This window comes from Serratia sp. root2, from assembly GCF_031931805.1.
GTDB lineage: Bacteria > Pseudomonadota > Gammaproteobacteria > Enterobacterales > Enterobacteriaceae > Serratia > Serratia inhibens.
This window is the reverse complement of record NZ_JAUJXB010000001.1, coordinates 721,132-744,021: the sequence shown is the minus strand read 5'-3', so window position 1 is coordinate 744,021 and position 22,890 is coordinate 721,132. Positions and strand designations below refer to the sequence as shown.

Below are 22,890 nucleotides of genomic sequence, written 5' to 3'. Positions count from 1 at the left end.
GTTTACCTCAAACGAATTCGTGGGTCGGCATAGGCGTACAGAATGTCCGCCAGCAGGTTGCCCAAAATGGTCAGCACCGCCAGAAACAGCGTAAAGCCCATCAGCACCGGATAGTCGCGCGCGGCCAGCGAGTCGATGTGGATATGTCCCGCCCCCGGCCAGTTGAAGATCTTTTCGGTGATCAGCGCACCGGAAAACAGCGCCGGCAACTCAAACCCCAACAGCGTGATGATCGGCAACAACGCATTGCGCAGCGCATGTTTGACGATCACCGTTTTTTCTTTAAGCCCTTTGGCGCGCGCGGTGCGGATATAGTCCATCCGGATAACGTCCAACATGCTGGCGCGGAAATAGCGCGTCAGGGTACCGGCTTGCAGCATCACCAGAGCCAGTACCGGCAACAGCAGGTGCGCCGCCACTTCCAACACCCACGCCAGCCCGGTCGCCTCGCTGCCGGTGCGCAGCATGCCGCCCGCCGGCAACCAGTGCAGATCGACGGCGAACCATTTAATCAACAGCAGGCAGAGGAAAAAGGTCGGAAATGACATGGCGCCGAACACCGCGACGGTGACCAGATGATCGAACAGCGAATAGGGTTTCATCGCCGAAACCACACCCACCGCCAGCGCGATGCCCCAGTACAGCACCAGGGCTACCGAAGCCAGCAGGAACGAGTTCCAGATGTACTGGTTCAACAGCGTGCTGACCGGGATTTGGTATTGCAGCGAAAAGCCGAGGTTGCCTTGCAGCAACTGGCCGAGCCAGTGCCAATAGCGGATAAGCAACGGCTGGTCCAGCCCATACAGCGCCCGCAGCTCGGCGGCACGCTGCGGCGTCAGGTTGATGTTGCCGTCGATAAAGTCGCCGGGGGTCAGCGCGAAGATAAAGAAAATCAGCAATGACGCCAGCAGCATCATCGGAATGGTTTGCAGCAGGCGGCGCAGGATAAAATTTCTCATGGTGTTTTCCGTCACCGCCGCGCGGGATAGCGCGGCGGTATCTTGCCGTTACTGAACCCGTTTTACGTCCGGCAGGCTGCCGGTCAGGCCGTTGTACACGTCCGGTTTAAAACCGGTTACGCGGGCGCTGCTGGCGCTGAGGATTTTGCGGTTGCCCAACAGGATCACCGGCGGATCTTCGGCCAAGACCTGATACAGCTGGTGATAGAGCGGTTTGCGCTGCCCGATATCCAGGGTAGCGTTGGCCTGGCCGATCAGTTTGTCTACCTGCGGGTTGTTATAGCCGGTTTCACTCACCTGGCTGATAAAATCGCGCACCCCGTCATGCGGATCATTCAGGGTACTGGTGCTGAGCGACGCCAGGTCATAATTGCCCGCCTTGCGTTGCGCCAATAAGGCGTTGAAATCCAGTACCTGTGGCTTCAGCAGCACGCCAATCTGCCGGTAGTTGTCTTTGGCGATCGGCACCAGCGCGTCATTCAGCAACTTTTTGGTCACCAGCAGCGTCAGTTCCAGTTTTTTGCCGTCTTTTTGGCGAATGCCGTCCGCGCCCGGTGTCCAGCCGGCCTGATCCAGCAGTTGCTTCGCTTTGTTGACGTCGTAGGCGTACGCGTTGATACCCTGCGGATCGTAAGCCCAGGAAACGGGAGAGATCGGCTGATTAGCCACCGTGCCGTATCCCTGATACACCACGGTAATCAGCTTTTGGCGGTCCAGCCCATAGATTAAAGCCTGCCGCACGCGCACATCCTGCAACGCCGGCCGCTTAAAGTTGAAATCGATACGGCTGTAGTCGCTGGAGCTGTACAGATTGATGTTGGCAAAGCCGAGCAGCTTCAACTGTTCAATATCGTCCGGCTTGGCGGTGAAGGCGTCGTAGTCGGTTTCGCCGGTCTGGAACAGCTGGAAGTTGGTGGCCGGGTTGGTCACGCGGTAAATAAAGCGCGCCACGGCTGGCGGACCGAGGTAGAAGTTCGGGTTGGCATGGAAACGGATCTCCTGTCCCGGTACATATTTATCGTAAATATAAGGGCCGTTGCCCAACGGCTTGCCGTTCAGTGCGCGCACGCTCTCCAGCTTGCCGCGCTGGTAATCCTTGCCGTAATAGGCTTTCGACAGCACCGGCCCGCCGATCAGTTGCAAGGTAGTGGCCCCCGGCTGGGTGGTGGTGATTTGAATAGTGCGATCGTCGACAACCTTCAGCCCGCTGATGCTCGGCGCGGTGCCGTTTTTATACTCCGCCCCGCCCTGGATGTGCGCCGGGGCAATGTCGGTGTCGCCGTCATAGGCCGGATCGTGCAGCAGCGTCAGGGTAAAGGCGATATCTTCCGCTTTTATCGGCGATCCGTCGCTGTAGACCAGGTTGGGGCGCAGCTTGAGGGTATACACCAGGTTGTCCGGGCTGATCTGCCAGGATTCTGCCAGCTTCGCCACCGGTTTGCCCTGGCTGTCCAGGCCAATCAGCCGGGTGAAGATCACGTCGGTAACGTTCTCGTCCCAGCCGTTGGTAAACAGATAAGGGTTAAAATTGCCCTGCGGCTCGAGAATACCGGCCACCACGGTGTCTTTACGCAGCTTGGCCGCCGCCGGTACCTGGCTTGCGTCGGTGGCCGGGGTAATGCCTTCCGCCAGGGGTTCCGCCTGCGCGCTGAATGTCAGGCCCAGGGCACAGGCCAGCGCCAATGGCGTCAACCGTTTTTGCAACAGTTTGTTTATCTTGTTTTTTATTCCACTCACCCACTGCCCCTTCTCTGCCCGTTGATAAAATGTGACAAAATTTATCGCAGAGTAATGGGCGGCCGTAGGGCTGTCTAACAACGAAACCGGCATTCCATTGCCGGATAAAGCATTATGAATTTTTCTATTGCGATGCTTACCCGCGCGGCGCCACTCAGCCTGCCGGCTCAAGCTGCCGGATAAGTTTTGCTAAGGTTTTGATCGCTGCCTCGTGTTTGTCGCTCCAGTCAAAAGAGGCGTTCAGGCGGAAGCAGTGGTTGAAATGATTGCCGGTGGTGAACATTCTGCCCGGCGCGATGCTCACCCCCAGCGCCAACGCACGCTGGTAAAGCTCCATCGACGACAGCGCAGGATCCAGCTCAAGCCACAGAAAGTAGCCGCCATCGGGCTGGCTGACCTTCACGGTGGGCGGAAAATGGTGGGCAATCGCCTGGCGCATCCTGCTCTGGCGCTGAGCCAGCAACCGCCGCAAACGCCGCAGGTGGGTATCGTAGCCACCGTGCAGCAGGTAGTCGGCAATCGCCATCTGGGTCGGCACGCTGGTCGATACGGTGCTCATCAGCTGCAACCGCTGGATCTGCTGCGCGTAGCGCCCCGCCGCCACCCAGCCGACGCGAAACCCCGGCGCCAGGCATTTGGAAAACGACGAGCAGTGCAGGATCTGGCCGCCGTTGTCCAGCGCCTTGGCCGGCAGCGGCCGTTCTGCACTGAAGTACAGCTCACCGTAAACATCGTCCTCAATCAACGAAATCTGCCGTTCGCGCAGCAAGGACACCAGCCGCTGCTTGTTCTCGTCCGGCATGGTGGCACCCAGCGGGTTCTGAAAGTGGGTCATCAGCCAGCAGGCCTTGATCGGATACTGCTCCAGCGCCTGCTCCAGCGCGTCCAGATCGATACCGTCCTGCGGATGGGTGGCGATTGCCACCGCCTTCAGCCGCAGCCGTTCGAGCGCCTGCAACGCGCCGTAAAAGGCCGGCGATTCAATCGCCACGTAATCGCCCGGCTGGGTCACCGCCTGCAGGCTGAGGCTCAGCGATTCCATTGCACCGGCGGTAATCACTATCTCGTCGGGCGCCACCTGCATGCCGCTCAACGCATAACGCTGGGCGATGTTACGCCGCAGCGCATCGTTGCCGGGCGGCAGGTTGGCCAGCGAACTGTGCGGCGTGAACTTGCGCGCCACGCTGCTCAACGCCCGCGCCAGCTTCGGTTGGGCAAACAGCGTGGCGTCGGGAAACGCGGAACCGAAAGGCACGATTTCCGGATCTTTGCACGCCTGCAGCACGTCGAAAACAAAGGTGTTGATATCCACCTGCTCGCTCAACAACATCTTCTCGCCACGCACCGGCTGCGGCAGCGGCTGTGGGCGCGCGGCCACATAGTAGCCTGACTGCGGCCGCGCGACGATCCAGCCCTGGCTTTCCAGCAATTGATACGACTGCACCACCGTCATCAAACTGAGACCGGCGCGTTTGCCGCTTTCGCGTAGCGACGGCAGCTTGTCCCCCGCCCGCCACACCCGGTTCTGAATTTGTTCGCGAATCTGTTGCGCAAGCTGCTCGTATCTGGTCATAAGCCCTAACTGTTATATAAAAAAGTGAAATAACTGTCACTATTATAGTCACTGTACTCCGTGATTAACTTAACGCCAAGCTTTCACCAGAAAAATTACCGCTATACTGAAGAGGTTATTTTATGTTCAACCCAAGGAGGCGCCATGCTGGGTCTTGATGCACTGGAACTTGCCAGAATACAGTTCGCCTTCACTGTCTCTTTCCATATCCTTTTTCCCGCCATCACCATCGGCCTGGCCAGTTATCTGGCCGTGCTGGAAGGCATGTGGCTGAAAACGCGCAATGAAGCCTACCGCGATCTGTACCATTTCTGGTCCAAGATTTTCGCCGTCAACTTCGGCATGGGCGTGGTTTCCGGTCTGGTGATGGCTTACCAGTTCGGCACCAACTGGAGCTTCTTCTCCGAGTTCGCCGGCAGCATAACCGGCCCGCTGCTGACCTATGAAGTGCTCACCGCCTTCTTCCTTGAGGCCGGTTTCCTGGGGGTGATGCTGTTCGGCTGGAACCGCGTCGGCCCTGGTCTGCACTTCTTCGCTACCTGCATGGTAGCCCTCGGCACGCTGATTTCCACTTTCTGGATCCTGGCTTCCAACAGCTGGATGCAAACCCCGCAGGGGCACGAAATCATCAACGGCCAGGTGGTGCCGGTCGACTGGCTTAAGGTGATCTTTAACCCATCGTTCCCGTACCGTCTGTTGCACATGTCGACCGCCGCTTTCCTGTCCTCGGCCTTCTTTGTCGGTGCTTCCGCCGCCTGGCACCTGCTGCGCGGGCGTGATACGCCGGCCATGCGCAAAATGCTGTCGATGGCGATGTGGATGGCGCTGATCGTCGCACCGGTGCAGGCGATGATCGGCGATGCCCACGGTCTGAATACGCTGAAACATCAGCCGGCGAAGATCGCCGCCATTGAAGGCCACTGGGAAAACCCGCCTGGCGAGGCCACACCGCTGATCCTGTTCGGCTGGCCGGATATGCAGCGCGAAGAAACGCGTTTCAAACTGGAGGTGCCTTATCTCGGTAGCCTGATACTGACCCACAGCCTGACCGAGCAGGTGCCGGCGCTGAAATCCTTCCCGCCGGAAGATCGCCCGAACTCCACCGTGGTGTTCTGGACGTTCCGCATCATGGTGGCGCTCGGCATGCTGATGATCCTCGCCGGGGTATGGAGCCTGTGGCTGCGCTGGCGCGGCGGGCTGTACCAGTCACGGCCATTCCTCTATTTCATCCTGTGGATGGGGCCTTCCGGGCTGCTGGCGCTGCTGGCGGGCTGGTTCACCACCGAAATCGGGCGGCAGCCGTGGGTGGTGTATGGCCTGTTGCGCACCAAGGACGCCGTTTCTGCGCACGGCGACCTGCACATGAGCATCAGCCTGCTGGCGTTTATCGTCGTTTACTGTTCGGTGTTCGGCGTGGGGTATTCCTACATGATGCGCTTGATCCGTAAAGGACCGCAACAGCATGAACATAAAGAAGATGACACCGAAGGCCGGCCGGCGCGTCCGCTGTCTGCGGTGAAAGAAACTCTGGATGACAGGAGCTGAGCATGGGCATCGATCTTCCGCTGATTTGGTTTGTGATCATCGTGTTCAGCACCATGATGTACGTGGTAATGGACGGCTTTGATTTGGGTATCGGCATCCTGTTCCCGTGGGTTAAGGACAGCGGTGACCGCGATGTGATGATGAACACCGTCGCCCCGGTCTGGGACGGCAACGAAACCTGGTTGGTGTTGGGCGGTGCGGCGCTGTTCGGCGCCTTCCCGCTGGCTTACGCGGTGATCCTCGACGCGCTGGCTATCCCGCTGACGCTGATGCTGTTCGGGCTGATCTTCCGCGGCGTAGCCTTTGAGTTCCGCTTCAAGGCGACCGAAGAGAAGCGCCACATCTGGGACAAGGCGTTTATCTGGGGTTCGATCTTCGCCACCTTCAGCCAGGGAGTCGTGGTGGGTGCCATCATCAACGGTTTTCCGGTCAGCGGTCGCAGCTATGCCGGCGGAGCCCTGGACTGGCTGACGCCGTTCGCGCTGTTTTGCGGGCTGGGATTGGTGGTGACCTATGCGCTGCTGGGTTGCACCTGGCTGGTAATGAAAACCGCCGGTGACCTGCAGGCGCGCATGTACCGGCTGGCGACGCCGTTGCTGGCGACGTTGCTGCTGGTGCTGGCGGTGGTCAGTATCTGGACGCCGATTGCTCACCCGGAGATCGCCGGCCGCTGGTTTACGCTGCCAAACCTGTTCATGCTGCTGCCGGTGCCGGTACTGGTGCTGCTCAGCGCCTGGGGCATCCAGCGCGGGGTGAAACGCGGCGCGCACTATTCGCCGTTTATGCTGACCCTGCTGCTGGTATTCCTCGGCCTGAGCGGATTGGGCATCAGCATCTGGCCGCTGTTGATCCCTCCGTCCATCACGCTGTGGGACGCGGCCGCCCCGCCGCAAAGCCTTGGCTTTATGCTGGTTGGCGCGTTGTTTATCATCCCGATTATTTTGGTTTACACCTTCTGGAGCTACTACGTATTCCGGGGCAAGGTCAGCCATGAACATGGCTATCACTGATGAGGGAGGAGAGCATGAACGATAAAACAGCAACCGCACCCACTCCCTGGTGGAAACGCGTCGGCTGGCTGGTGATCATCTGGAGCGCCAGCGTGCTGGGGTTGTTCCTGGTCGCCTCGCTGTTCCGCCTGCTGATGACCGCGGCGGGCATGAAGTCGCACTGACCGATAGGGTTTATCGGGTCGCGCTGTTAGGAAAGTAAAAGGAAATCACCAGCGTGACCAAAGGCAAGGCACCGATCTTCAACAGCTCGAACACTTGCCTGATAGGCTCGCTTTGATCCCAATAAGCGTAGGCAATAAAAACGCCCACGCTTATCACAAAAATACCGTACAGCACCAGGCGCGCCAACCGCAGCCGCTCCATTTCGTCAAACACCAACACCTGTCCCAGGTAAACTCTGCCAGCCTCATCCCGCAGATTTGTGTCTTCTGCGCTCATGGAAAGATCCCCACGACTTGCCCTACGGCCTCCAGCTGTTCTCCCTTCTCTCGCACGATGCCAAGGGACGTCCCATCCTGTTTCATCCAGTGCTTGTCGGCAATGGCGATCAGCGCAAAAGCCATCTTGATCACATCGGTTTTCTCCATCCCATGACGCCGGGCTATATCGTTTAGATCATCATCAATCTTATTTGATAAACGAATCGGCAAACTACGCATATTCCACCTCCTGTGGCTGTCCGTCAGTGGTATAGAGTCTACTTTACCGGCACACATCGTTCAATTAGTGAACTGCGTAACGTCTCGCAAATTCAGCAGGTTGCGACAACATCATGACTCGGACGGCTTTCGCCCCATCTCGCTGAGGAAACGCTGCTGTAACCGCAGCAACTCCCCCAGTTCAAGCACCCGATAGTCGATACCATAGCGCGGCGCCACCTCGGCAATGATGCGGCTCAACGCCGGATAATGCCGGTGGCTCCAGTGCGGGAACAGGTGATGCGTCAGATGCAGATTCGCCCCGCCCAGCCAATACCCCAGCCAGCGCGGCCGGGTGCACCAGTCAAAGGTGGTGGCGAACACGTGGTGATACCTGCCGTGCGGCAACCCCCCGTGTTCCGGTGCCTGATAAAATTTCGCCTTGGCCCAGTGGGTACCGATGATCAGCATCACGAACAGCAGAGAAGAGAGCATCTGGCTCAGCAGATAAACCAGCAGGATCTCGCTGATGCCGATCTCCGGTGGCAGCAGATAACCCGGGATCGCCAGCGCCAGAAGAAAATGCGCCGCTTTACCCGCCAGAAAAATGCCCCAGCCGTGCACCCCTTGCTGCGCCATCCGTGCCGCCACCCGGGTTCTTCCCGCCCGATCCAGCCAGTCGAACAGCCAGATGTAATACGGGAAGGTCATGGCCGCCACCAACGGCCAGTAATATCGCTGTGCGCGCATAAAGGGTTTCCAGCGCTGGAACGGCGTCTGCCGCAGCACGCCGTTGGCGTCGATATCGGGATCGTAGTGTTCGATATTGTTATGCGCATGATGAAAAATAACGTGCCGCACCCGCCAGCAATCAGAGTCCAGCCCGAGTGGAATGCTGACCAGGCCGTTCAACCAGCGGTTGGCCCAGGGCCGTTTGAAAAACGCGTTGTGCGAAGCATCGTGCACCACGTTTACCGTCAGAAACATGCCGATAAAGATAAAACCGAAATAGCAGGCGAAATAGGCCCAGACGTTCCGCTGCTGCAGGCCAACAACATAACAGAACGCGCACAGCGCCAGCAGCACCGCCACCTTTGCCAACATGCCGACATCGGCAAAACGGTGGTCACGATTGACGGCCAGATAGTCATGGGCCGCCTGCATCAATGCACGATGCAGCCCGGTGTCATCGCGCCGAAAAGCCAGCGGACGCAGCGGCTTCATGGCTGCCCCATGCGGCGTAAAAACTGCTGTTGTTGCGCCAGCAGTTCGCGATAGCCGATACAGCGGTATTCCATGCCGTGCTGTGCGGCCAACTGCGCCACAATGTTAGCCAGCGCCGGATAATGGCGATGATTCCAGCCGGGGAACAGATGGTGGGTCAGGTGATAATTCAGCCCGCCGGTCAAATGTTGCAGCCAGCGTGGGGATGTCTGCCAGTCGCAGGCGGTGGCGAAATTGTGTCGATACCAGCCGTGCGGCATGCTCGCACCCTCAGGTGCAGGGTAAAACTCGGCCTGCGCCCAGTGGGTGCCCAGTAACAAGAACACCACCAACAGCGAGGCGCACATCTGGCTGAGCGCATAGGTCAGCAACACCCACGGCCAGCCAATGCCATTGTGCTGGCACAGCACCAGCGGCACGGCCAACACCAACAGCAGATGCCCCATCTTGCACAGGACAAACACCGCCCAGCCGCCGCGCCCCGGCAAAATGTTCTTTTCATGCAACGGGGTTCTGCCCAGGCGATCCGACCAGTCAAAAATCCAGGCGATATAAGGCAAGGAGAGCGCGGCGATCAGCGGCCAGTAAAGATGCTGATAACGCATATGTTTGCGCCAGCGCTGGAACGGCGTCTGGCGGAAGAAACCGTTCTCTTCGGTATCCAGATCATAATGTTCAACGTTGGCGTAAACATGGTGATACTCCACATGGCGTACCCGCCAGTAATCCGGATCCACCCCGAGCGGCAGCGTCACCAGCCGCCCCACCAGGCGGTTAGCCCAGGGGGCGCGCAGGAAGGCATTGTGCGAGGCATCGTGATTCACATTAACGTTAAGCAGCATCCCCATCATCACAAACAGGAAATAGCAGCCGAAAAACGCCCACGCCTGTTGTTGCATCAGCGCCAGGGCATAAAAACCGGCGCACAACGCCAGCAGCAGTGCCGCCAACGCCAGCCGCCAAGCGTCGGCGTAGCGATGATCATCCGCCAGATAAGCATGCGCCGCACGTTTAAGCGCACGATGAAACGCCTGTTCCCCGGCAGCGGGAAAACTCAGCGGCGGGAGGGTGTCAGCCATCGGATTTCTCCTCCGGGACAGGTGCCGCTTTCCGCCCCCAGCCCAACGCCACGCACAGGGCATGCAGCGCGGTAGCCGCCATGGTGATGTGCCAATAGCGTTGCGACCAGCCAAGATAACCAATAAACAGCAGCGCAATCCCCAACGTCACCGACAACCAAGCGATAATTGCCCAGCCGCGCCCTTCCGACATCCCTCCCAACGCGACAGATCCCAGTGCCAGCAACGCCAGCAGCGCCATTTGCGGCCAGTGAATATCAGCGTAGCCGTAGCCATACTGGTAGACATAGCCAATCACCAGGGTAAATAGCAGCATCGCGCCGCTGAACAGGCTGAATGCCGAACAGCGGAAGCGCTCGCTCGCCGCTGCCGGGCGCCACGCAAGGCGGAAATAACGCAGGAAAGGCAGGTTACTGGCCCAAAACGGGTTGGCGGACGCTTTATCCCCACTGACACCATAGACAAACGGCGTTTCAGGCAGGCTCGGGCAAAACGTGCCGAACAGCTTGTCCCAGAAAATAAAGCTGCCACCGAAGTTCTTGTTCGAATAGGCCAAGTCTTTGACATGATGCACCCGGTGGTGGGCCGGAGTGACCAGAATGTTCTCCAGCACGCCAAGCCGGGGCGTCAGAGCATTATGGTTAAACAGCTGGATGCCGTAATGCAGGATCGAAACCGTGACAAACACCGTCAGCGGCACGCCCATCAGCGCCAGCACTAAAAAGAACGGTATCGAGGTCAGCGACGAATACCAGGAGTTACGTACCCCCAGCGACAGATTGAAATGCTCGCCCTGATGATGCACCACGTGTACCGCCCATAACACCCGCAAATAGTGGTGCAAGCGGTGCAGCCAGTAAAAGCCGAAATCCCACGCCAGCAGCGCAAACAGCCACATCAACAATGGCGGCCAGGCATCCAGCAGGCCTAAGCTGAAATGCGCGGCCACATAGCCGTAGCAGGTGATCTCCAGCCCGCGAAACAGCCACAGCATGATATGACCGGAATTCAAATTGAACACCACGTCATGCCAGTTAACCCGCTGCCGTTGCACCCACTGCAATACCCAGGCTTCGCCGACGACGACCAACAGCATGAACACTATAGGCATGGCCAAATCGCTCATCCCGCGTCTCCTTTCACCGCATATCGCCGGGCACCTTTAATGCGCAGGGCCAGCCAGCCGGCCAGCAATGCCAGTAGCGCCCCGCAGGCCAGATCGACAAACAAATGGCGGCGCAATTGCAAAATTGAAACGGCGATCGCCACCGCCCAAACCACGAAAAATGCCGTCCTCAGCTTACGTTTCCAGTCACTGAGCGCCCAAACCGCCAGCACCGTCAGCGCCATATGCAACGAGGGCAGGCAATTTTGCGGTGAATCTACCCCAATCAGTGCCGCCAGCACGTCGGAACTTGCACCGGTGCCGCTATCCACCGGGTACGCCATGGTGGTCGGCCACAGCAGATATATAGCGCCAGCCCCCAGGGCGGTCAGCTGCATGGCCGTTGCCAGCCATTTAACCCGATGAATCGGTGCCAACAAATAACCCAGCGGAATGAGGATAAAGAAAGACAGGTATAGCCAAATGGCGGCCGGGCTAAAGGGGATCCAGCGATCAATAGCCGAAGGCGATATCAGTTTTCCCGCCCCCTGCCACCGATCGGTGCTGGAATAAATCACCCCGACAAATCCCCAGCCCAACAACATTTGCCCTAGCCGAAACAGGATTATTTTCATGCTATCTCCGCCAAACGGATGATCCGCCGTCTTTTTCGATCGAATTCCGGCATCACCGCCTGTACCGTCAATTGCCACTCCAGCAGGTCGGTAGCAATGCCTTGTTCGCCGAGCACGTTGACCAGGTGCACCTGACAATGCGCCAACTCATCCTGGGTACAATCGGCAATCAATTGCAAACGCCGTCGTGCGTGTTGAATCAGCCGATAATCGCTGGTTAGCGGCAACGCATTGGCGATGGCCCGGCTGCACAAGTCGGCGAAGATCACCTTGAGTCGCTGCTGCCTATCCGGCAGAACCAGTTGATCGTCCCTGCGCCCTTCAATGCGGGCAAGCGCCATCGTCGGCTGCCCGCACGGGCAAGGTTCGGGCCGCCTGACCAGCACGTCATCCAGCCGATAACGCACTATCGGCTGGGTGCTGCGGGTAAAATCGGTGATCAGCGGCGTAAAGCGGTGCTCATCGAGCCACTGCGGTTCAATATGCAAAAACTCTTCGTTCAGATGCAGCGTGCCGTGCGCGCAGGTGGCGGCCAGGAAGCCCTCGGTGGCCTGATACACCTCGCCCACCGTCGGAAAAACCTGCGCCAGCAAGCGGCGATCCTGTTCCTCCAATACCTCCGCCACCGAAATCACTTTTTTAACGTTGAGGACGATCTGTTTATTCAGCACCGCCAAAGCCAGCGCGCGCAGTACCTGGGCCGGTGCCACAATCAGGGTGGGGGCCTGCTGTTCCAGGCGCGGCAACTGTGCGCTAAACGGGGCAAACAGGTCATAGAACTCCAGGCTCAGCCAGCGATTATTGACACTCTGATAGAGGTTATTGTCCGCACGCAAAAACAGCGCGACGCGTTCGCCCGCAAACAGCCCATCCGGCAGCATCTTCGCCAACATGCCGCCGGCCCAGACTTGCTGCTCGCGCGGACCGACGACGAAAATGCCGCGCTGACCAGAAGTGCCAGAAGACAACCCAACGCTGTATTTACCGATTTTCGGCGTGAAATCCCGCTCAGTCTCGCTGCGCTGCGCGCAGGCGAGCAACGTGTCGCGCTGCAACCCGGCGGTATTCATTTGGTCGAACTGCGCCATCATCAGCGCCTTGTCCATCAGCGGCCAGGCGGCGATCGGTTGCCGGCTGAAGTGCCTGAAGTAAGGGCTTCTCGCCAGCACCCGGCGGGCGAAGACGGTAAGCCGTTTGGCCTGATGCGCCTCCAGTGCCGCGCGATCGGCAAAAATCAAGCGCCGGGCGCGAAAATAGTGCCACAGCGTCATTAACGGGATCATAGATCCCCCTCGTGGCACAGAAGAATGTTCACGTCGCCACCCGCCCAAAGCTGATTCAGCCGTTCCAGCGTGCGGTAATACTCCCTGGGATCGTCCATCACCAGATTGGCCAGCACCGAAGGCCCACGCAATTGTCGGTAGTTCGATGGCGACCAGGCGGCGTCGCTGGCCAACAGCGTCCAGCCGCTCTCGGTGAGGATAAATGCGCCGATATGGCCCGCCGCGTGACCGGGTAACGGCACCAGCAGGATCTGCCCTTCGCTGCCCGGCAGCGCATATCCCCAATCAAAAGGTGCCAGTTGTGCAGGCAAACTCACCTGCGGAAAACCCTCGATAAATTGCAGGCCGCTCTCGAAATCGTCGGGGATCAAACCAGGGATAAAAGCGCGTTTTAACGCAGCGAAGCCACGCAGCATGCGGGTTTGCTGCCAGCCTTCACCAGAGCAGATAAACTCGAGATGATTAAAATCGCGCAACCCGGCAATGTGATCGGCATGAAAGTGCGAAACAATCAGCGCCTGAATATCATTGGCGGCATAACCGGCGCCGCGCAACTGCTGCGCCAGCGACTCTGCGGGATCGAAATAGACCGGCGTCATATGGCGGTACAGGCGAAAAATGCCCGACTGCGTCTGCTGCTGGAAATAATGCGCATAACCGGTATCCCAGAGCCAGCGGCGGTTCCCTACCTCCAGCAGGTAAGCGCGTGCCGGGAATTTACACACCCGCAAACCCGCCCCGCGCAGCGCCATGCAACCAATGTGAGTGCAGTAGCCCACTTCAAAGGCAGTGATCTTAGCCATCGTTCAACCTCCTAAGCCACTCGCCGGTCAGGCGGATCCCCTCCTCCATCGAATAGCGCGGCCGATAGCCCAGCTCTTCCACGGCGCGGATTTGGCTCAGCGTCATATCGAAATGCACCGCCGCCACACTGTAACGTGTCAGCAGCGGTTCTTTGCCGGTAAAGCGAGCCAGCAGTTCAAGCCCACCGGCCAACGCGTAAAGCAACGGATAGGGTACCGCTTGCAGTCTATAGTTAAGCCCCAGTTGCTGGTGCAACAAGGCATGCAGCATGTCCGCCAGCCGCTGCGGCTGGTGATTGGTGATGTTGTAAACCGCGCCTGATGCCAAGCGGCTCTGGCGGCTGGCCAGGTCCATCGCATGCACCACGTTCAACACAAACGTCAGGTCCAGCATCGCCCGTCCGCCGCTGGGCAACCGCAGCACACCGCCATCACGCTCGAGCTGTTGCAACAACCTCGGCACAATCACCCGATCGTGCGGCCCAAACAGACCTCTGGGGCGCAGAATAACGTAAGTGGTTTGCGGGTAGTTTGGTACCAGGGCCTGCAACTGCTGCTCGGCGGCATACTTGCTGCCGGCATAATGGTTGGCGAAACGTCGGGCACGGTAACTCTCATCAACATCCTGATGCGGGCGAAAATCGAAGTAAATCGCCGGGGTGGAAATATGAATAAAGCGCCGGATGCCGCACTGACCGGCCGCCTCCGCCAGTTTTTCCGTCGCGGTGGCATTGGCCTGATAGAACTCGTCTTTGCCGCCCCAGGGTGAAGATTTTGCCGCACAGTGCCAAACCCAATCGCAGTCGGCCATCAGTTGTCGACACTGTTCCGCCGTGGCCTGCGCCAAATCCAGCGGGGAAAACTCGGCACCCAATTGACGCAACCTCTGCCCAGCCAGGCTATCGCGCCCGCTGGCGCGCACCTGATGCCCCGCTTCCAGCAGCCACTGCGCCGCATTGCGCCCCAGGCCGCTGGTGGCCCCGGTGACCAGCACCTTCATGGCAGCAACACCATGCCGGCCAGCGACAACCCGGCGGCAGTGCCAATCAGCATAACCGGCTTGCCGGGGTTGAATCGGCCCTGGGTGACGGCCGCGTGCAACGCCGTAGGAATGGAGGCCGCGACCTGATTGCCGTGGTAGGGATAAATATCCACCAGCACTTCGTTGGCAACGTGCAGGCGCTTGCGCATGTGTTCGAGCGAAAGATGGCTCGCCTGATGCGGAACCACGGTGGCTATCTGCGCCAGCGTCAACCCACAGGACGCCAGCAGGCGGGCAAGATAGTCCTCGATCAGCGCCGAAGCCTGCCTGAACAACTGTTTGCCCTGCATATGGAACAGAAAATCGCTACCGGTCATGCCGGCGCGCGGATTACGGCGGGTGCCGCCCGCGCGGATCTCGCACAGCTCGCTGCCTTCAGGATAGGTTTCCACCAGGCTCGCCAGAATACCGCTGGTGCCGTCACCGCGTTCGACAATGGCACAGGCCGCGCCGTCGCCAAAGATCAACGAGGATTCCTCGTGCTCCCAATCGATGCCGCGCGAGGCTAAATCCGCCGACACTATGGCAATGCGCCGGTAGGTGCCGGCATTCAGCAGTCCGGCAGCCACCTGCAACGCGGAGATAAAGCTCACGCAACTGCTGTTGATGTCAAAACCTGGGGTGCCCGGTGCCAGTCCGGCCACTTTTAGAATGTGTGCGGCGGTGCAAGGCAGCGCCTGGACCGAAATCGCCGAGGCGGAAATCAGCAGGTCGACCGATTGTGGGTGAAGCGAATTGCGGGCCAGGGCGTCATGCAATGCGGCAGCGGCCAGTTCGGCCTGGCTGGCGTCATCGGTGGCATGAAATCGGTGAACAATGCCCGAGCGTTTTTCAACATAACCGGTCGGTTTGCCCAACAGGTTGTCCAGCACGGAGGATGCTACGCAGTTTGGCGGTAAAGCCACGCCGGTGGCGATGACTTTGAGAGGTAACAAAGCGGGTGAGCCAGAGTGTATTGTCATTGTTATTAATAGGTAACCTGAATATCCATAAAGCGATCTCCCGGCACTGTCGGCATGGCGACAGCGGCAGGTCATCCCCGGTTTTAAGCCCCAAAGTGTCCCTCGGCAGAGGGATTATTGATTGTAATTATGATAGCTGTTAACCGGCATCCGCTGGCAGTGAATGTAACAATACTGAGATATTGACGTCAGAGCAAGAAAGCAAAAATGCACCGATTAAGGTGCATTTGTGTTGGTGACAAGAGGGATCTTGCCGTATTGATTCTGGTGTTGCGATGCTTAGCGGCGGTTGCGCACCAGTTGGTAACGGCGAGTCAGGTATTCCACCGGCACGCTCCAGATATGCACCAGACGGCAGAACGGGAACAGCACGAACAGCGTCATGCCCAGCACCATATGCAGTTTAAAGATCGGCGCAACGTCCTCCAGGTAGTGCGACGCTCCGGCATGGAAAGTCACTACCGCCTGCGCCCAGGCCACCAGTTTCATCATCTCGCTGCCGTCCATATGCTGTGCGGAGAACGGAATGGTCAGCAGGCCAAGGCATACCTGCACTACCAGCAACGTCAGGATCATGATATCGGCAACGCTGCTGGTGGCGCGCACCCGCGGATTGGTCAGACGGCGTTTCAGCAGCAGCGCGCCGCCGATCAACGTCATCACGCCACAGGCCCCCCCGGCGATCATCGCCAATTTCTGCTTCACATCGATAGGCAGGAAGGACTCATACATCCAGTGCGGCGTCAGCATACCGAGAAAGTGCCCGGCGAAGATGCCCAGAATGCCGATGTGAAACAGGTTGGAGGCCAGGCGCACGCCTTTTTTATCCAGCATCTGGCTGGATCCGGCGCGCCAGCTGTATTGCCCGTAATCGTAGCGCAGCCAACTGCCGAGCAGGAAAATCGCGCCCGCCAGATAGGGGTAAATATCGAAGAAGAACAGATTCAAAAATTGCATGATTAGCGTCCTTTGGTTCCGGTTAGCGCCTGCGTCAGGTCCAGGTACTGTGGCGCCACGGCGCCGGCAAAACGCCGCTGGTGCGCCGTCTGCTGTGCCGAAGCGCAGCCCTGCTCACCTAAAAACTTGATCTGTTCCTCTTCCCACACCGCATCCAGCGCCTGCGGCGTGTCGTCCCTGGCCTCACCCGCTACCTGGCTCTCCAGGCTGGCGCTGTTGACGCCGGTGCCGGACAGCATAAGCAACAGATCAAACAGCACCGCATACGGGCTTTCGCGCTGCTGCAACCGGGCGCCGAGCAGCGCCAGAATCGGGGCGATATCCTGCAACCCCTCAACGGCCTGCGCCCGGCTGCGACTGGCGAGATACTCCAGATATAACGGCAGGAAATCCGGCAGCTCACGGCTGTCGATCTCCAGCCCGGCGGTGCGGTATTGCGCCATCAGATCGACCATCGCCTGACCGCGATCGCGTGACTCGCCATGCACGTGCTCAAACAGCAACAGCGAGGTAGCACGGCCCCGATCGAACAGCTCGCAGTATTCGGCCTGCACGTCAAGCAACGGGCGGGCGCAGAAGCGGCGAATAAACAAAATCAGCTGAGCGCTGCGGTGCAAATCCAGCTCGTTGGCCGGCTCCAGCGCCTCCATCAGCGCCTGCCGGTGGTCAAACAATGCCTGCTCCGGGTAATCCAGCAGACGAGCAATCACTTTCAGGCTGATCATGAGATATCCTCCCGGCGGCCGGTTTTCCGGGTAATGTCGATGGCGTCGATGCGGCGGCTGTTGAACAGATTGAATTTACCGTCGCTGCCGTGGCAACCGTCGCCAAAGCTGAAACCGCAGCCTTTGCTTTCCGGGAAAGCCTCACGCGCCAATTCGCGGTGGCTGGACGGGATAACGAAACGGTCCTCGTAGTTGGCGATCGCCAGATAGCGATACATCTCCTGCGCCTGCGCCTCGCTCAGCCCCACCTGCTCCAGCGCGCTGGTGTCCACCACGCCGTCCACGGTTTCCGCCCGTTTGTAGTGGCGCATCGCCAGCATGCGTTTCAGCGCCAGCAGCACCGGCCCGGTGTCGCCGGCAGTCAGCAGGTTCGCCAGATATTGCACCGGGATACGCAGGCTTTCCACATCCGGCAACACGCCGCTGTGCGCCAGCTCTCCGGCATCGGCGGCGGACTGGATCGGCGACAACGGCGGCACGTACCACACCATCGGCAGCGTGCGGTATTCCGGGTGCAGCGGCAGCGCCAGCTTCCAGTCCATCGCCATTTTATAGACCGGCGACTGCTGTGCGGCCTCGATAACCCCTTGTGGAATGCCATCCTGCAACGCCTGGGCAATCACCGCCGGGTCGTGCGGATCCAGGAAGATATCCAACTGGCGCTGATAGAGATCTTGTTCGTTTTCGGCGGCGGCGGCCTGCTCAATGCGGTCGGCGTCATACAGCAACACGCCAAGATAGCGAATACGGCCAACGCAGGTTTCCGAACAGACCGTCGGCTGGCCGGATTCGATACGCGGGTAGCAGAAGATGCACTTCTCGGACTTGCCGCTCTTCCAGTTGAAATAGATTTTCTTGTACGGACAGCCGGTCAGGCACATGCGCCAGCCGCGGCATTTATCCTGATCGATCAGCACAATGCCGTCTTCGCCACGCTTGTAGATGGCGCCGCTTGGGCAAGTAGCGACACAGGCCGGGTTAAGGCAGTGTTCGCACAAGCGCGGCAAATACATCATGAAGGTGTTTTCGAACTGGCCGTACATCGCCTTCTGCATGTTGTCGAAGTTTTTGTCCTGCGAGCGTTTTTCGAATTCGCCGCCGAGGATCTCCTCCCAGTTCGGGCCATTTTCGATCTTCTTCATGCGCTGGCCGGTGATCAGCGAGCGTGGCCGGGCGATCGGCTGATGCTTGCCCTGCGGCGCGGTATGCAGATTCTGGTAGTCGTAGTCGAACGGTTCGTAGTAATCGTCCAGCGCCGGCACGTCCGGGTTGGCGAAAATCTTCGACAGCAGGCCGACGCGGCTGCCCATGCGCGGTTCCAGTTTGCCGTTGATTTTGCGGATCCAGCCGCCCTTCCATTTTTCCTGATCTTCCCAGGCGTGCGGATAGCCGACGCCCGGTTTGCTTTCCACGTTGTTGAACCAGGCGTATTCCATGCCCTCGCGGCTGGTCCAGACGTTCTTGCAGGTCACCGAGCAGGTGTGGCAACCGATGCATTTGTCCAGGTTCAGCACCATGCCGACTTGCGAACGAATTTTCATTTTGCTTTCTCCTGCTGGCTGCCCTGCGAGTCGTCGTTGCCTTCACCGTCTAACCAGTCGATCCGGTTCATTTTACGCACCACCACGAACTCGTCGCGGTTGGAGCCGACGGTGCCGTAATAGTTGAAACCGTAGGCCAGTTGCGCATAACCGCCGATCATGTGAGTCGGTTTCGGGCAAACGCGGGTCACCGAATTGTGGATGCCGCCGCGCTGGCTGGTGATTTCCGAACCGGGAATATTCACGATGCGTTCCTGCGCGTGGTACATCATGGTCATGCCCGACGGAATGCGCTGGCTGACCACCGCACGCGCGGTCAGCGCGCCGTTGGCGTTAAAGGCCTCGATCCAGTCGTTGTCCTTGATGCCCAGATCCTGGGCGTCGTCTTCACTCATCCAGACAATCGGCCCGCCGCGCGACAGGGTCAGCATCAGCAGATTGTCGCTGTAGGTTGAGTGAATGCCCCATTTCTGGTGCGGCGTCAGGAAATTCAGCGCCTTCTCCTTGTTGCCGTTCGGCGTCCGGTTCAGCAGCGGCTGCGCGGCGCGGGTGTCGATCGGCGGGCGATACACCAGCAGGCTTTCGCCAAAGGCGCGCATCCATTCGTGATCCTGATACAGCTGCTGGCGACCGCTGAGGGTGCGCCAAGGGATCAGCTCATGCACGTTGGTGTAACAGGCGTTATAGGACACATGTTCATCTTCCAACCCTGACCAGGTGGGGCTGGAGATGATTTTGCGCGGCTGGGCCTGGATATCGCGGAAGCGGATTTTTTCGTCTTCCTTGTTCAACGCAAGATGGCGGTGATCGCGGCCGGTAATGTTGCCCAGCGCTTCCCATGCCTTGACCGCCACCTGCCCGTTGGTTTCCGGCGCCAACGACAAAATCACCTCGGCGGCGTCGATGGCGCTTTCAATCTTCGGCCGGCCCACCGCCGGGCCTTCGGTTTTCACGTAGTTGAGCTTTTTCAGGAAGTCGACTTCGGTCTGGGTATTCCAGTTAATGCCCTTGCCACCGTTACCCAGCTTGTCCAGCAACGGCCCCAGCGAGGTAAAACGTTCGTAGGTAGCCGGGTAGTCGCGCTCCACCACTAAGATGTGCGGCGCGGTTTTACCGGGGATCAGCTCACATTCGCCCTTCTTCCAGTCTTTCACGCCATAAGGTTGCGCCAGCTCTGCCGGGGAGTCGTGCTGGATAGGCAGCGTCACCACGTCGGTTTCCTGTGCCAGATGCCCTGCGCACACCTCGGAGAAGGCTTTGGCGATACCCTTGTAGATCTCCCAATCGCTCTTGGAATCCCAGGCCGGATCGACCGCCGCCGACAGCGGGTGAATAAACGGATGCATGTCCGAGGTATTCATGTCGTCTTTTTCGTACCAGGTGGCGGTCGGCAGCACGATGTCAGAGTAAAGGCAGGTGCTGGACATGCGGAAATCGAGCGTCACCACCAGATCCAGCTTGCCTTCACCGCCGTTATCCAGCCATTCCACTTCCTGCGGTTTGGCGCCCCCCTGTTGGCCCAGATCCTTGCCCTGAATGCCGTTTTCGGTACCCAGCAGGTATTTGAGCATGTACTCATGGCCCTTGCCGGAGGAACCCAACAGGTTGGAGCGCCAGACGAACAGGTTACGCGGGAAGTTCTGCGGGTTGTCCGGCTGCTCGGCGGCGAAACCAAGCCGCCCCGTCTTCAGGGCGTCGACGGTGAAATCCACCGGCGATTGTCCTGCTGCTTTCGCCTGCGCCGCCAGATGCAGCGGGTTAGTCCCCAACTGCGGCGCGGAAGGCAGCCAACCCATGCGCTCGGCGCGCACGTTGAGATCGATCAGGCTGCCGCCAAAGCGCGACTTGTCCGCCAGCGGCGACAGCAACTCTTCGGTTCCGACGGTTTCATACCGCCATTGACTGGAGTGGTTATAGAAGAACGAGGTGCTGTTCATGTGGCGCGGCGGGCGTTGCCAGTCGAGACCGAACGCCAGCGGCAGCCAGCCGGTTTGCGGCCGCAGTTTTTCCTGGCCGACATAGTGCGCCCAGCCGCCGCCGCTTTGGCCAACGCAGCCGCAGAAGATCAGCATGTTGATCAGGCCGCGGTAGGTCATGTCCATGTGGTACCAGTGGTTGACACCGGCACCGACGATAATCATTGAGCGGCCACGGGTTTTCTCGGCGTTGTCGGCGAACTCGCGGGCGATGCGGATAATGTTGTGGCGCGACACGCCGGTGATCTGCTCGGCCCAGGCCGGCGTGTAAGCTTTGACGTCGTCGTAGTTCGCGGCACAGTTGGCGTCGTCCAGGCCACGTTCCAACCCGTAGTTGGCCAAAGTCAGATCGTAGACGCTGGTGACCAACGCCTCGCTGCCGTCCGCCAGGCGCAGGCGTTTTACCGGCAGCTTGTGCAGCAGGATCTCATCCAGCGCCACGCTATTGAAGTGCTCACCCTCGGCTTTTATGCCGCCAAAATACGGGAAGCCCACCTCGGCGACCTCATCATGGGCACCTAACAGGCTGAGCTGCAGTTCCACTTCCAGTCGGCCTTTACCTTCGCGCTGTTCCAGGTTCCATTTGCCCTGCTCGCCCCAGCGGAAACCGATCGACCCTTGCGGCGCCACCAGCTCACCGCTGCGTTGATCGATAGCGACGGTTTTCCACTCCGGATTGTTTTCCTGCCCCAGCCCGTCCACCAGATCGGCGGCGCGCAGCAAGCGGCCGGCGGCGTAATACCCTTCTTCACGCGGCTCCAGTACCACCAGCATCGGCATATCGGTATAGCGGCGCACATAGTCGCGGAAATAGCCGACCTCGCGATCCAGGTGGAATTCTTTCAGCATCACGTGGCCCATCGCCAGCGCCATTGCGCTGTCGGTGCCCTGTTTCGGGTTCAACCATTGGTCGCACAGCTTGGCCACTTCGGCGTAGTCCGGCGTCACCGCCACGGTTTTGGTGCCTTTGTAGCGCACCTCGGTGAAGAAATGGGCATCCGGGGTGCGGGTCTGCGGCACGTTGGAGCCCCAGGCGATAATATAAGAGGAGTTGTACCAGTCCGCAGACTCCGGCACGTCGGTCTGCTCGCCCCAGGTCATCGGCGAAGCCGGCGGCAGATCGCAGTACCAGTCGTAGAAGCTCAGGCAGGTGCCGCCTATCAGCGACAGATAACGGGCGCCGGCGGCATAGGACACCATCGACATCGCCGGGATCGGCGAGAAACCGATAATGCGGTCCGGACCAAAGGTTTTGGCGGTATAGACGTTGGAGGCGGCTATCAGTTCGTTCACCTCCTGCCAGCTGGAGCGCACAAAGCCGCCGCGGCCGCGAGCGACCTTATAACTCTTGGACTTTTCGGGGTCGGAGACGATGGAGCCCCAGGCATCGATCGGATCGCTGTGCTGCGCCTTCGCCTCACGCCATAGTGTGATCAGGCGTTTACGCATCAGCGGGTATTTCAGCCGGTTGGCGCTGTACAGATACCAGGAATAGCTGGCACCGCGCGGGCAGCCACGCGGTTCATGGTTGGGCAGATCGGGGCGGGTACGCGGGTAATCGGTCTGCTGGGTTTCCCAGGTCACCAGGCCGTTTTTGACGTAAATCTTCCAGCTGCATGAGCCGGTGCAGTTCACCCCGTGGGTCGAGCGCACAATCTTGTCGTGCTGCCAGCGGCTGCGGTAGCCGTCTTCCCAGTCGCGGTTGGTGTTCAATGTCTGGCCATGATCGCCAGAAAAGGGTTCCGCCAACTGCTTAAAATAGCGGAAACGGTCAAGAAACTTGCTCATCCGGAGTTCTCCTGAAGGCTTTTAATATTTTTTACCCGATGGATTTCGAGTGCAGGCAACAACGCTGCGGCTTGAAATACGGCGGGTAAATGACATTGCTCGATCTGCCGCCAGCCTACTGATGCGGCAAAGGCGGCAAATTGATTGCGATCAAGGGAATCGAGGGAGATAAACGGAGGGACAGGCATAACTACCCCTAAAGTATCATCAGGGGAATAAAGGCTAATTTATTGAAAATAAAAATGAAAAATGAGGAATTACGTTTGATGGGAGGAGTGGCAAACCGGGCTGGGGTATTTGGGGGT

Annotated in this window: 21 protein-coding genes; 3 read left to right on the top strand and 18 right to left on the bottom strand. The window is 59.2% G+C overall.

Going from position 1 to position 22,890, the window contains the following annotated elements; genetic code table 11:
* Window positions 1–2: 2 nt before the first annotated feature.
* The 3 genes from QZQ97_RS03450 to QZQ97_RS03440 form a co-directional block, all read right to left on the bottom strand.
* On the bottom strand, window positions 3–959 hold the full coding sequence (locus tag QZQ97_RS03450; protein WP_122289242.1) for an ABC transporter permease: 957 nt from the start codon (window positions 957–959) through the stop codon (window positions 3–5).
* Window positions 960–1,007: 48 nt separating this feature from the next.
* Window positions 1,008–2,696 (bottom strand): ABC transporter substrate-binding protein, encoded by a 1,689-nt coding sequence (locus tag QZQ97_RS03445; RefSeq protein ID WP_311992272.1) that lies wholly within the window; start codon window positions 2,694–2,696, stop codon window positions 1,008–1,010.
* A gap of 154 nt (window positions 2,697–2,850) precedes the next feature.
* Window positions 2,851–4,269, bottom strand: a complete 1,419-nt coding sequence (locus QZQ97_RS03440; protein ID WP_311992271.1) for an aminotransferase-like domain-containing protein — start codon at window positions 4,267–4,269, stop codon at window positions 2,851–2,853.
* 144 nt (window positions 4,270–4,413) lie between these two features.
* On the opposite strand from QZQ97_RS03440, the gene QZQ97_RS03435 reads away from it, so the two are divergent.
* The 3 genes from QZQ97_RS03435 to QZQ97_RS03425 are packed head-to-tail and all read left to right on the top strand — an operon-like array spanning window position 4,414 to window position 6,988.
* A complete protein-coding gene (locus tag QZQ97_RS03435; protein ID WP_311992270.1) occupies window positions 4,414–5,814 on the top strand; it encodes a cytochrome ubiquinol oxidase subunit I in 1,401 nt (466 codons plus the stop codon).
* Window positions 5,815–5,816: 2 nt separating this feature from the next.
* Window positions 5,817–6,824, top strand: coding sequence for a cytochrome d ubiquinol oxidase subunit II (cydB, locus tag QZQ97_RS03430; RefSeq protein ID WP_311992268.1), 1,008 nt, complete (start codon window positions 5,817–5,819; stop codon window positions 6,822–6,824).
* A gap of 14 nt (window positions 6,825–6,838) precedes the next feature.
* Window positions 6,839–6,988: a DUF2474 domain-containing protein gene (locus QZQ97_RS03425; protein ID WP_006325988.1), complete on the top strand. Its 150-nt coding sequence runs from the start codon at window positions 6,839–6,841 to the stop codon at window positions 6,986–6,988.
* A 10-nt stretch (window positions 6,989–6,998) separates the two neighbouring features.
* Here QZQ97_RS03425 and QZQ97_RS03420 read toward each other — a convergent pair whose 3' ends face one another.
* The 15 genes from QZQ97_RS03420 to QZQ97_RS03350 form a co-directional block, all read right to left on the bottom strand.
* Entirely contained in the window at window positions 6,999–7,265 is a 267-nt protein-coding gene (locus tag QZQ97_RS03420) for a hypothetical protein (RefSeq protein ID WP_311992267.1), read from the bottom strand.
* Window positions 7,262–7,486, bottom strand: coding sequence for a hypothetical protein (locus QZQ97_RS03415; RefSeq protein ID WP_013813399.1), 225 nt, complete (start codon window positions 7,484–7,486; stop codon window positions 7,262–7,264). The genes QZQ97_RS03420 and QZQ97_RS03415 overlap by 4 nt, the downstream gene beginning before the upstream one ends.
* A gap of 111 nt (window positions 7,487–7,597) precedes the next feature.
* Window positions 7,598–8,689, bottom strand: coding sequence for a fatty acid desaturase family protein (locus tag QZQ97_RS03410; protein WP_311992266.1), 1,092 nt, complete (start codon window positions 8,687–8,689; stop codon window positions 7,598–7,600).
* A complete protein-coding gene (locus tag QZQ97_RS03405; protein ID WP_311992265.1) occupies window positions 8,686–9,768 on the bottom strand; it encodes an acyl-CoA desaturase in 1,083 nt (360 codons plus the stop codon). Before QZQ97_RS03405 ends, QZQ97_RS03410 begins: the two co-directional genes overlap by 4 nt.
* Window positions 9,761–10,894, bottom strand: coding sequence for a sterol desaturase family protein (locus tag QZQ97_RS03400; protein ID WP_311992264.1), 1,134 nt, complete (start codon window positions 10,892–10,894; stop codon window positions 9,761–9,763). The genes QZQ97_RS03405 and QZQ97_RS03400 overlap by 8 nt, the downstream gene beginning before the upstream one ends.
* Window positions 10,891–11,508, bottom strand: coding sequence for a phosphatase PAP2 family protein (locus tag QZQ97_RS03395; RefSeq protein ID WP_311992263.1), 618 nt, complete (start codon window positions 11,506–11,508; stop codon window positions 10,891–10,893). Before QZQ97_RS03395 ends, QZQ97_RS03400 begins: the two co-directional genes overlap by 4 nt.
* On the bottom strand, window positions 11,505–12,791 hold the full coding sequence (locus QZQ97_RS03390; protein ID WP_311992262.1) for a F390 synthetase-related protein: 1,287 nt from the start codon (window positions 12,789–12,791) through the stop codon (window positions 11,505–11,507). The genes QZQ97_RS03395 and QZQ97_RS03390 overlap by 4 nt, the downstream gene beginning before the upstream one ends.
* A complete protein-coding gene (locus QZQ97_RS03385) occupies window positions 12,788–13,594 on the bottom strand; it encodes an MBL fold metallo-hydrolase (RefSeq protein ID WP_311992261.1) in 807 nt (268 codons plus the stop codon). Before QZQ97_RS03385 ends, QZQ97_RS03390 begins: the two co-directional genes overlap by 4 nt.
* Complete coding sequence (locus QZQ97_RS03380; RefSeq protein ID WP_311992260.1) at window positions 13,587–14,594, bottom strand: NAD-dependent epimerase/dehydratase family protein; 1,008 nt, start codon at window positions 14,592–14,594, stop codon at window positions 13,587–13,589. Before QZQ97_RS03380 ends, QZQ97_RS03385 begins: the two co-directional genes overlap by 8 nt.
* The gene (locus QZQ97_RS03375) at window positions 14,591–15,598 is read right to left on the bottom strand and encodes a 3-oxoacyl-[acyl-carrier-protein] synthase III C-terminal domain-containing protein (RefSeq protein WP_311992259.1); all 1,008 of its coding nucleotides are present in this window, start codon (window positions 15,596–15,598) and stop codon (window positions 14,591–14,593) included. Before QZQ97_RS03375 ends, QZQ97_RS03380 begins: the two co-directional genes overlap by 4 nt.
* Window positions 15,599–15,877: 279 nt before the next feature.
* On the bottom strand, window positions 15,878–16,555 hold the full coding sequence (gene narI / locus QZQ97_RS03370) for a respiratory nitrate reductase subunit gamma (protein WP_311992258.1): 678 nt from the start codon (window positions 16,553–16,555) through the stop codon (window positions 15,878–15,880).
* 2 nt (window positions 16,556–16,557) lie between these two features.
* Entirely contained in the window at window positions 16,558–17,280 is a 723-nt protein-coding gene (gene narJ / locus QZQ97_RS03365) for a nitrate reductase molybdenum cofactor assembly chaperone (protein ID WP_311992257.1), read from the bottom strand.
* Complete coding sequence (narH, locus tag QZQ97_RS03360) at window positions 17,277–18,821, bottom strand: nitrate reductase subunit beta (protein WP_311992256.1); 1,545 nt, start codon at window positions 18,819–18,821, stop codon at window positions 17,277–17,279. Before narH ends, narJ begins: the two co-directional genes overlap by 4 nt.
* Window positions 18,818–22,585 carry a nitrate reductase subunit alpha gene (locus QZQ97_RS03355; protein ID WP_311992255.1) on the bottom strand — a complete coding sequence of 1,256 codons (3,768 nt, stop codon included), beginning with the start codon at window positions 22,583–22,585 and terminating at the stop codon, window positions 18,818–18,820. The genes narH and QZQ97_RS03355 overlap by 4 nt, the downstream gene beginning before the upstream one ends.
* Window positions 22,582–22,773, bottom strand: coding sequence for a hypothetical protein (locus QZQ97_RS03350; RefSeq protein ID WP_311992253.1), 192 nt, complete (start codon window positions 22,771–22,773; stop codon window positions 22,582–22,584). The genes QZQ97_RS03355 and QZQ97_RS03350 overlap by 4 nt, the downstream gene beginning before the upstream one ends.
* Window positions 22,774–22,890: the final 117 nt, after the last annotated feature.

Bases quoted from the DNA above. Each gene is read 5' to 3' on its own strand.
- QZQ97_RS03450 (WP_122289242.1), bottom strand. From the start codon at position 959: ATGAGAAATTTTATCCTGCGCCGCCTGCTGCAAACCATTCCGATGATG.
- QZQ97_RS03440 (WP_311992271.1), bottom strand. From the start codon at position 4,269: ATGACCAGATACGAGCAGCTTGCGCAACAGATTCGCGAACAAATTCAG.
- QZQ97_RS03435 (WP_311992270.1), top strand. From the start codon at position 4,414: ATGCTGGGTCTTGATGCACTGGAACTTGCCAGAATACAGTTCGCCTTC.
- cydB (WP_311992268.1), top strand. From the start codon at position 5,817: ATGGGCATCGATCTTCCGCTGATTTGGTTTGTGATCATCGTGTTCAGC.
- QZQ97_RS03425 (WP_006325988.1), top strand. From the start codon at position 6,839: ATGAACGATAAAACAGCAACCGCACCCACTCCCTGGTGGAAACGCGTC.
- QZQ97_RS03420 (WP_311992267.1), bottom strand. From the start codon at position 7,265: ATGAGCGCAGAAGACACAAATCTGCGGGATGAGGCTGGCAGAGTTTAC.
- QZQ97_RS03415 (WP_013813399.1), bottom strand. From the start codon at position 7,486: ATGCGTAGTTTGCCGATTCGTTTATCAAATAAGATTGATGATGATCTA.
- QZQ97_RS03410 (WP_311992266.1), bottom strand. From the start codon at position 8,689: ATGAAGCCGCTGCGTCCGCTGGCTTTTCGGCGCGATGACACCGGGCTG.
- QZQ97_RS03405 (WP_311992265.1), bottom strand. From the start codon at position 9,768: ATGGCTGACACCCTCCCGCCGCTGAGTTTTCCCGCTGCCGGGGAACAG.
- QZQ97_RS03400 (WP_311992264.1), bottom strand. From the start codon at position 10,894: ATGAGCGATTTGGCCATGCCTATAGTGTTCATGCTGTTGGTCGTCGTC.
- QZQ97_RS03395 (WP_311992263.1), bottom strand. From the start codon at position 11,508: ATGAAAATAATCCTGTTTCGGCTAGGGCAAATGTTGTTGGGCTGGGGA.
- QZQ97_RS03390 (WP_311992262.1), bottom strand. From the start codon at position 12,791: ATGATCCCGTTAATGACGCTGTGGCACTATTTTCGCGCCCGGCGCTTG.
- QZQ97_RS03385 (WP_311992261.1), bottom strand. From the start codon at position 13,594: ATGGCTAAGATCACTGCCTTTGAAGTGGGCTACTGCACTCACATTGGT.
- QZQ97_RS03380 (WP_311992260.1), bottom strand. From the start codon at position 14,594: ATGAAGGTGCTGGTCACCGGGGCCACCAGCGGCCTGGGGCGCAATGCG.
- QZQ97_RS03375 (WP_311992259.1), bottom strand. From the start codon at position 15,598: ATGACAATACACTCTGGCTCACCCGCTTTGTTACCTCTCAAAGTCATC.
- narI (WP_311992258.1), bottom strand. From the start codon at position 16,555: ATGCAATTTTTGAATCTGTTCTTCTTCGATATTTACCCCTATCTGGCG.
- narJ (WP_311992257.1), bottom strand. From the start codon at position 17,280: ATGATCAGCCTGAAAGTGATTGCTCGTCTGCTGGATTACCCGGAGCAG.
- narH (WP_311992256.1), bottom strand. From the start codon at position 18,821: ATGAAAATTCGTTCGCAAGTCGGCATGGTGCTGAACCTGGACAAATGC.
- QZQ97_RS03355 (WP_311992255.1), bottom strand. From the start codon at position 22,585: ATGAGCAAGTTTCTTGACCGTTTCCGCTATTTTAAGCAGTTGGCGGAA.
- QZQ97_RS03350 (WP_311992253.1), bottom strand. From the start codon at position 22,773: ATGCCTGTCCCTCCGTTTATCTCCCTCGATTCCCTTGATCGCAATCAA.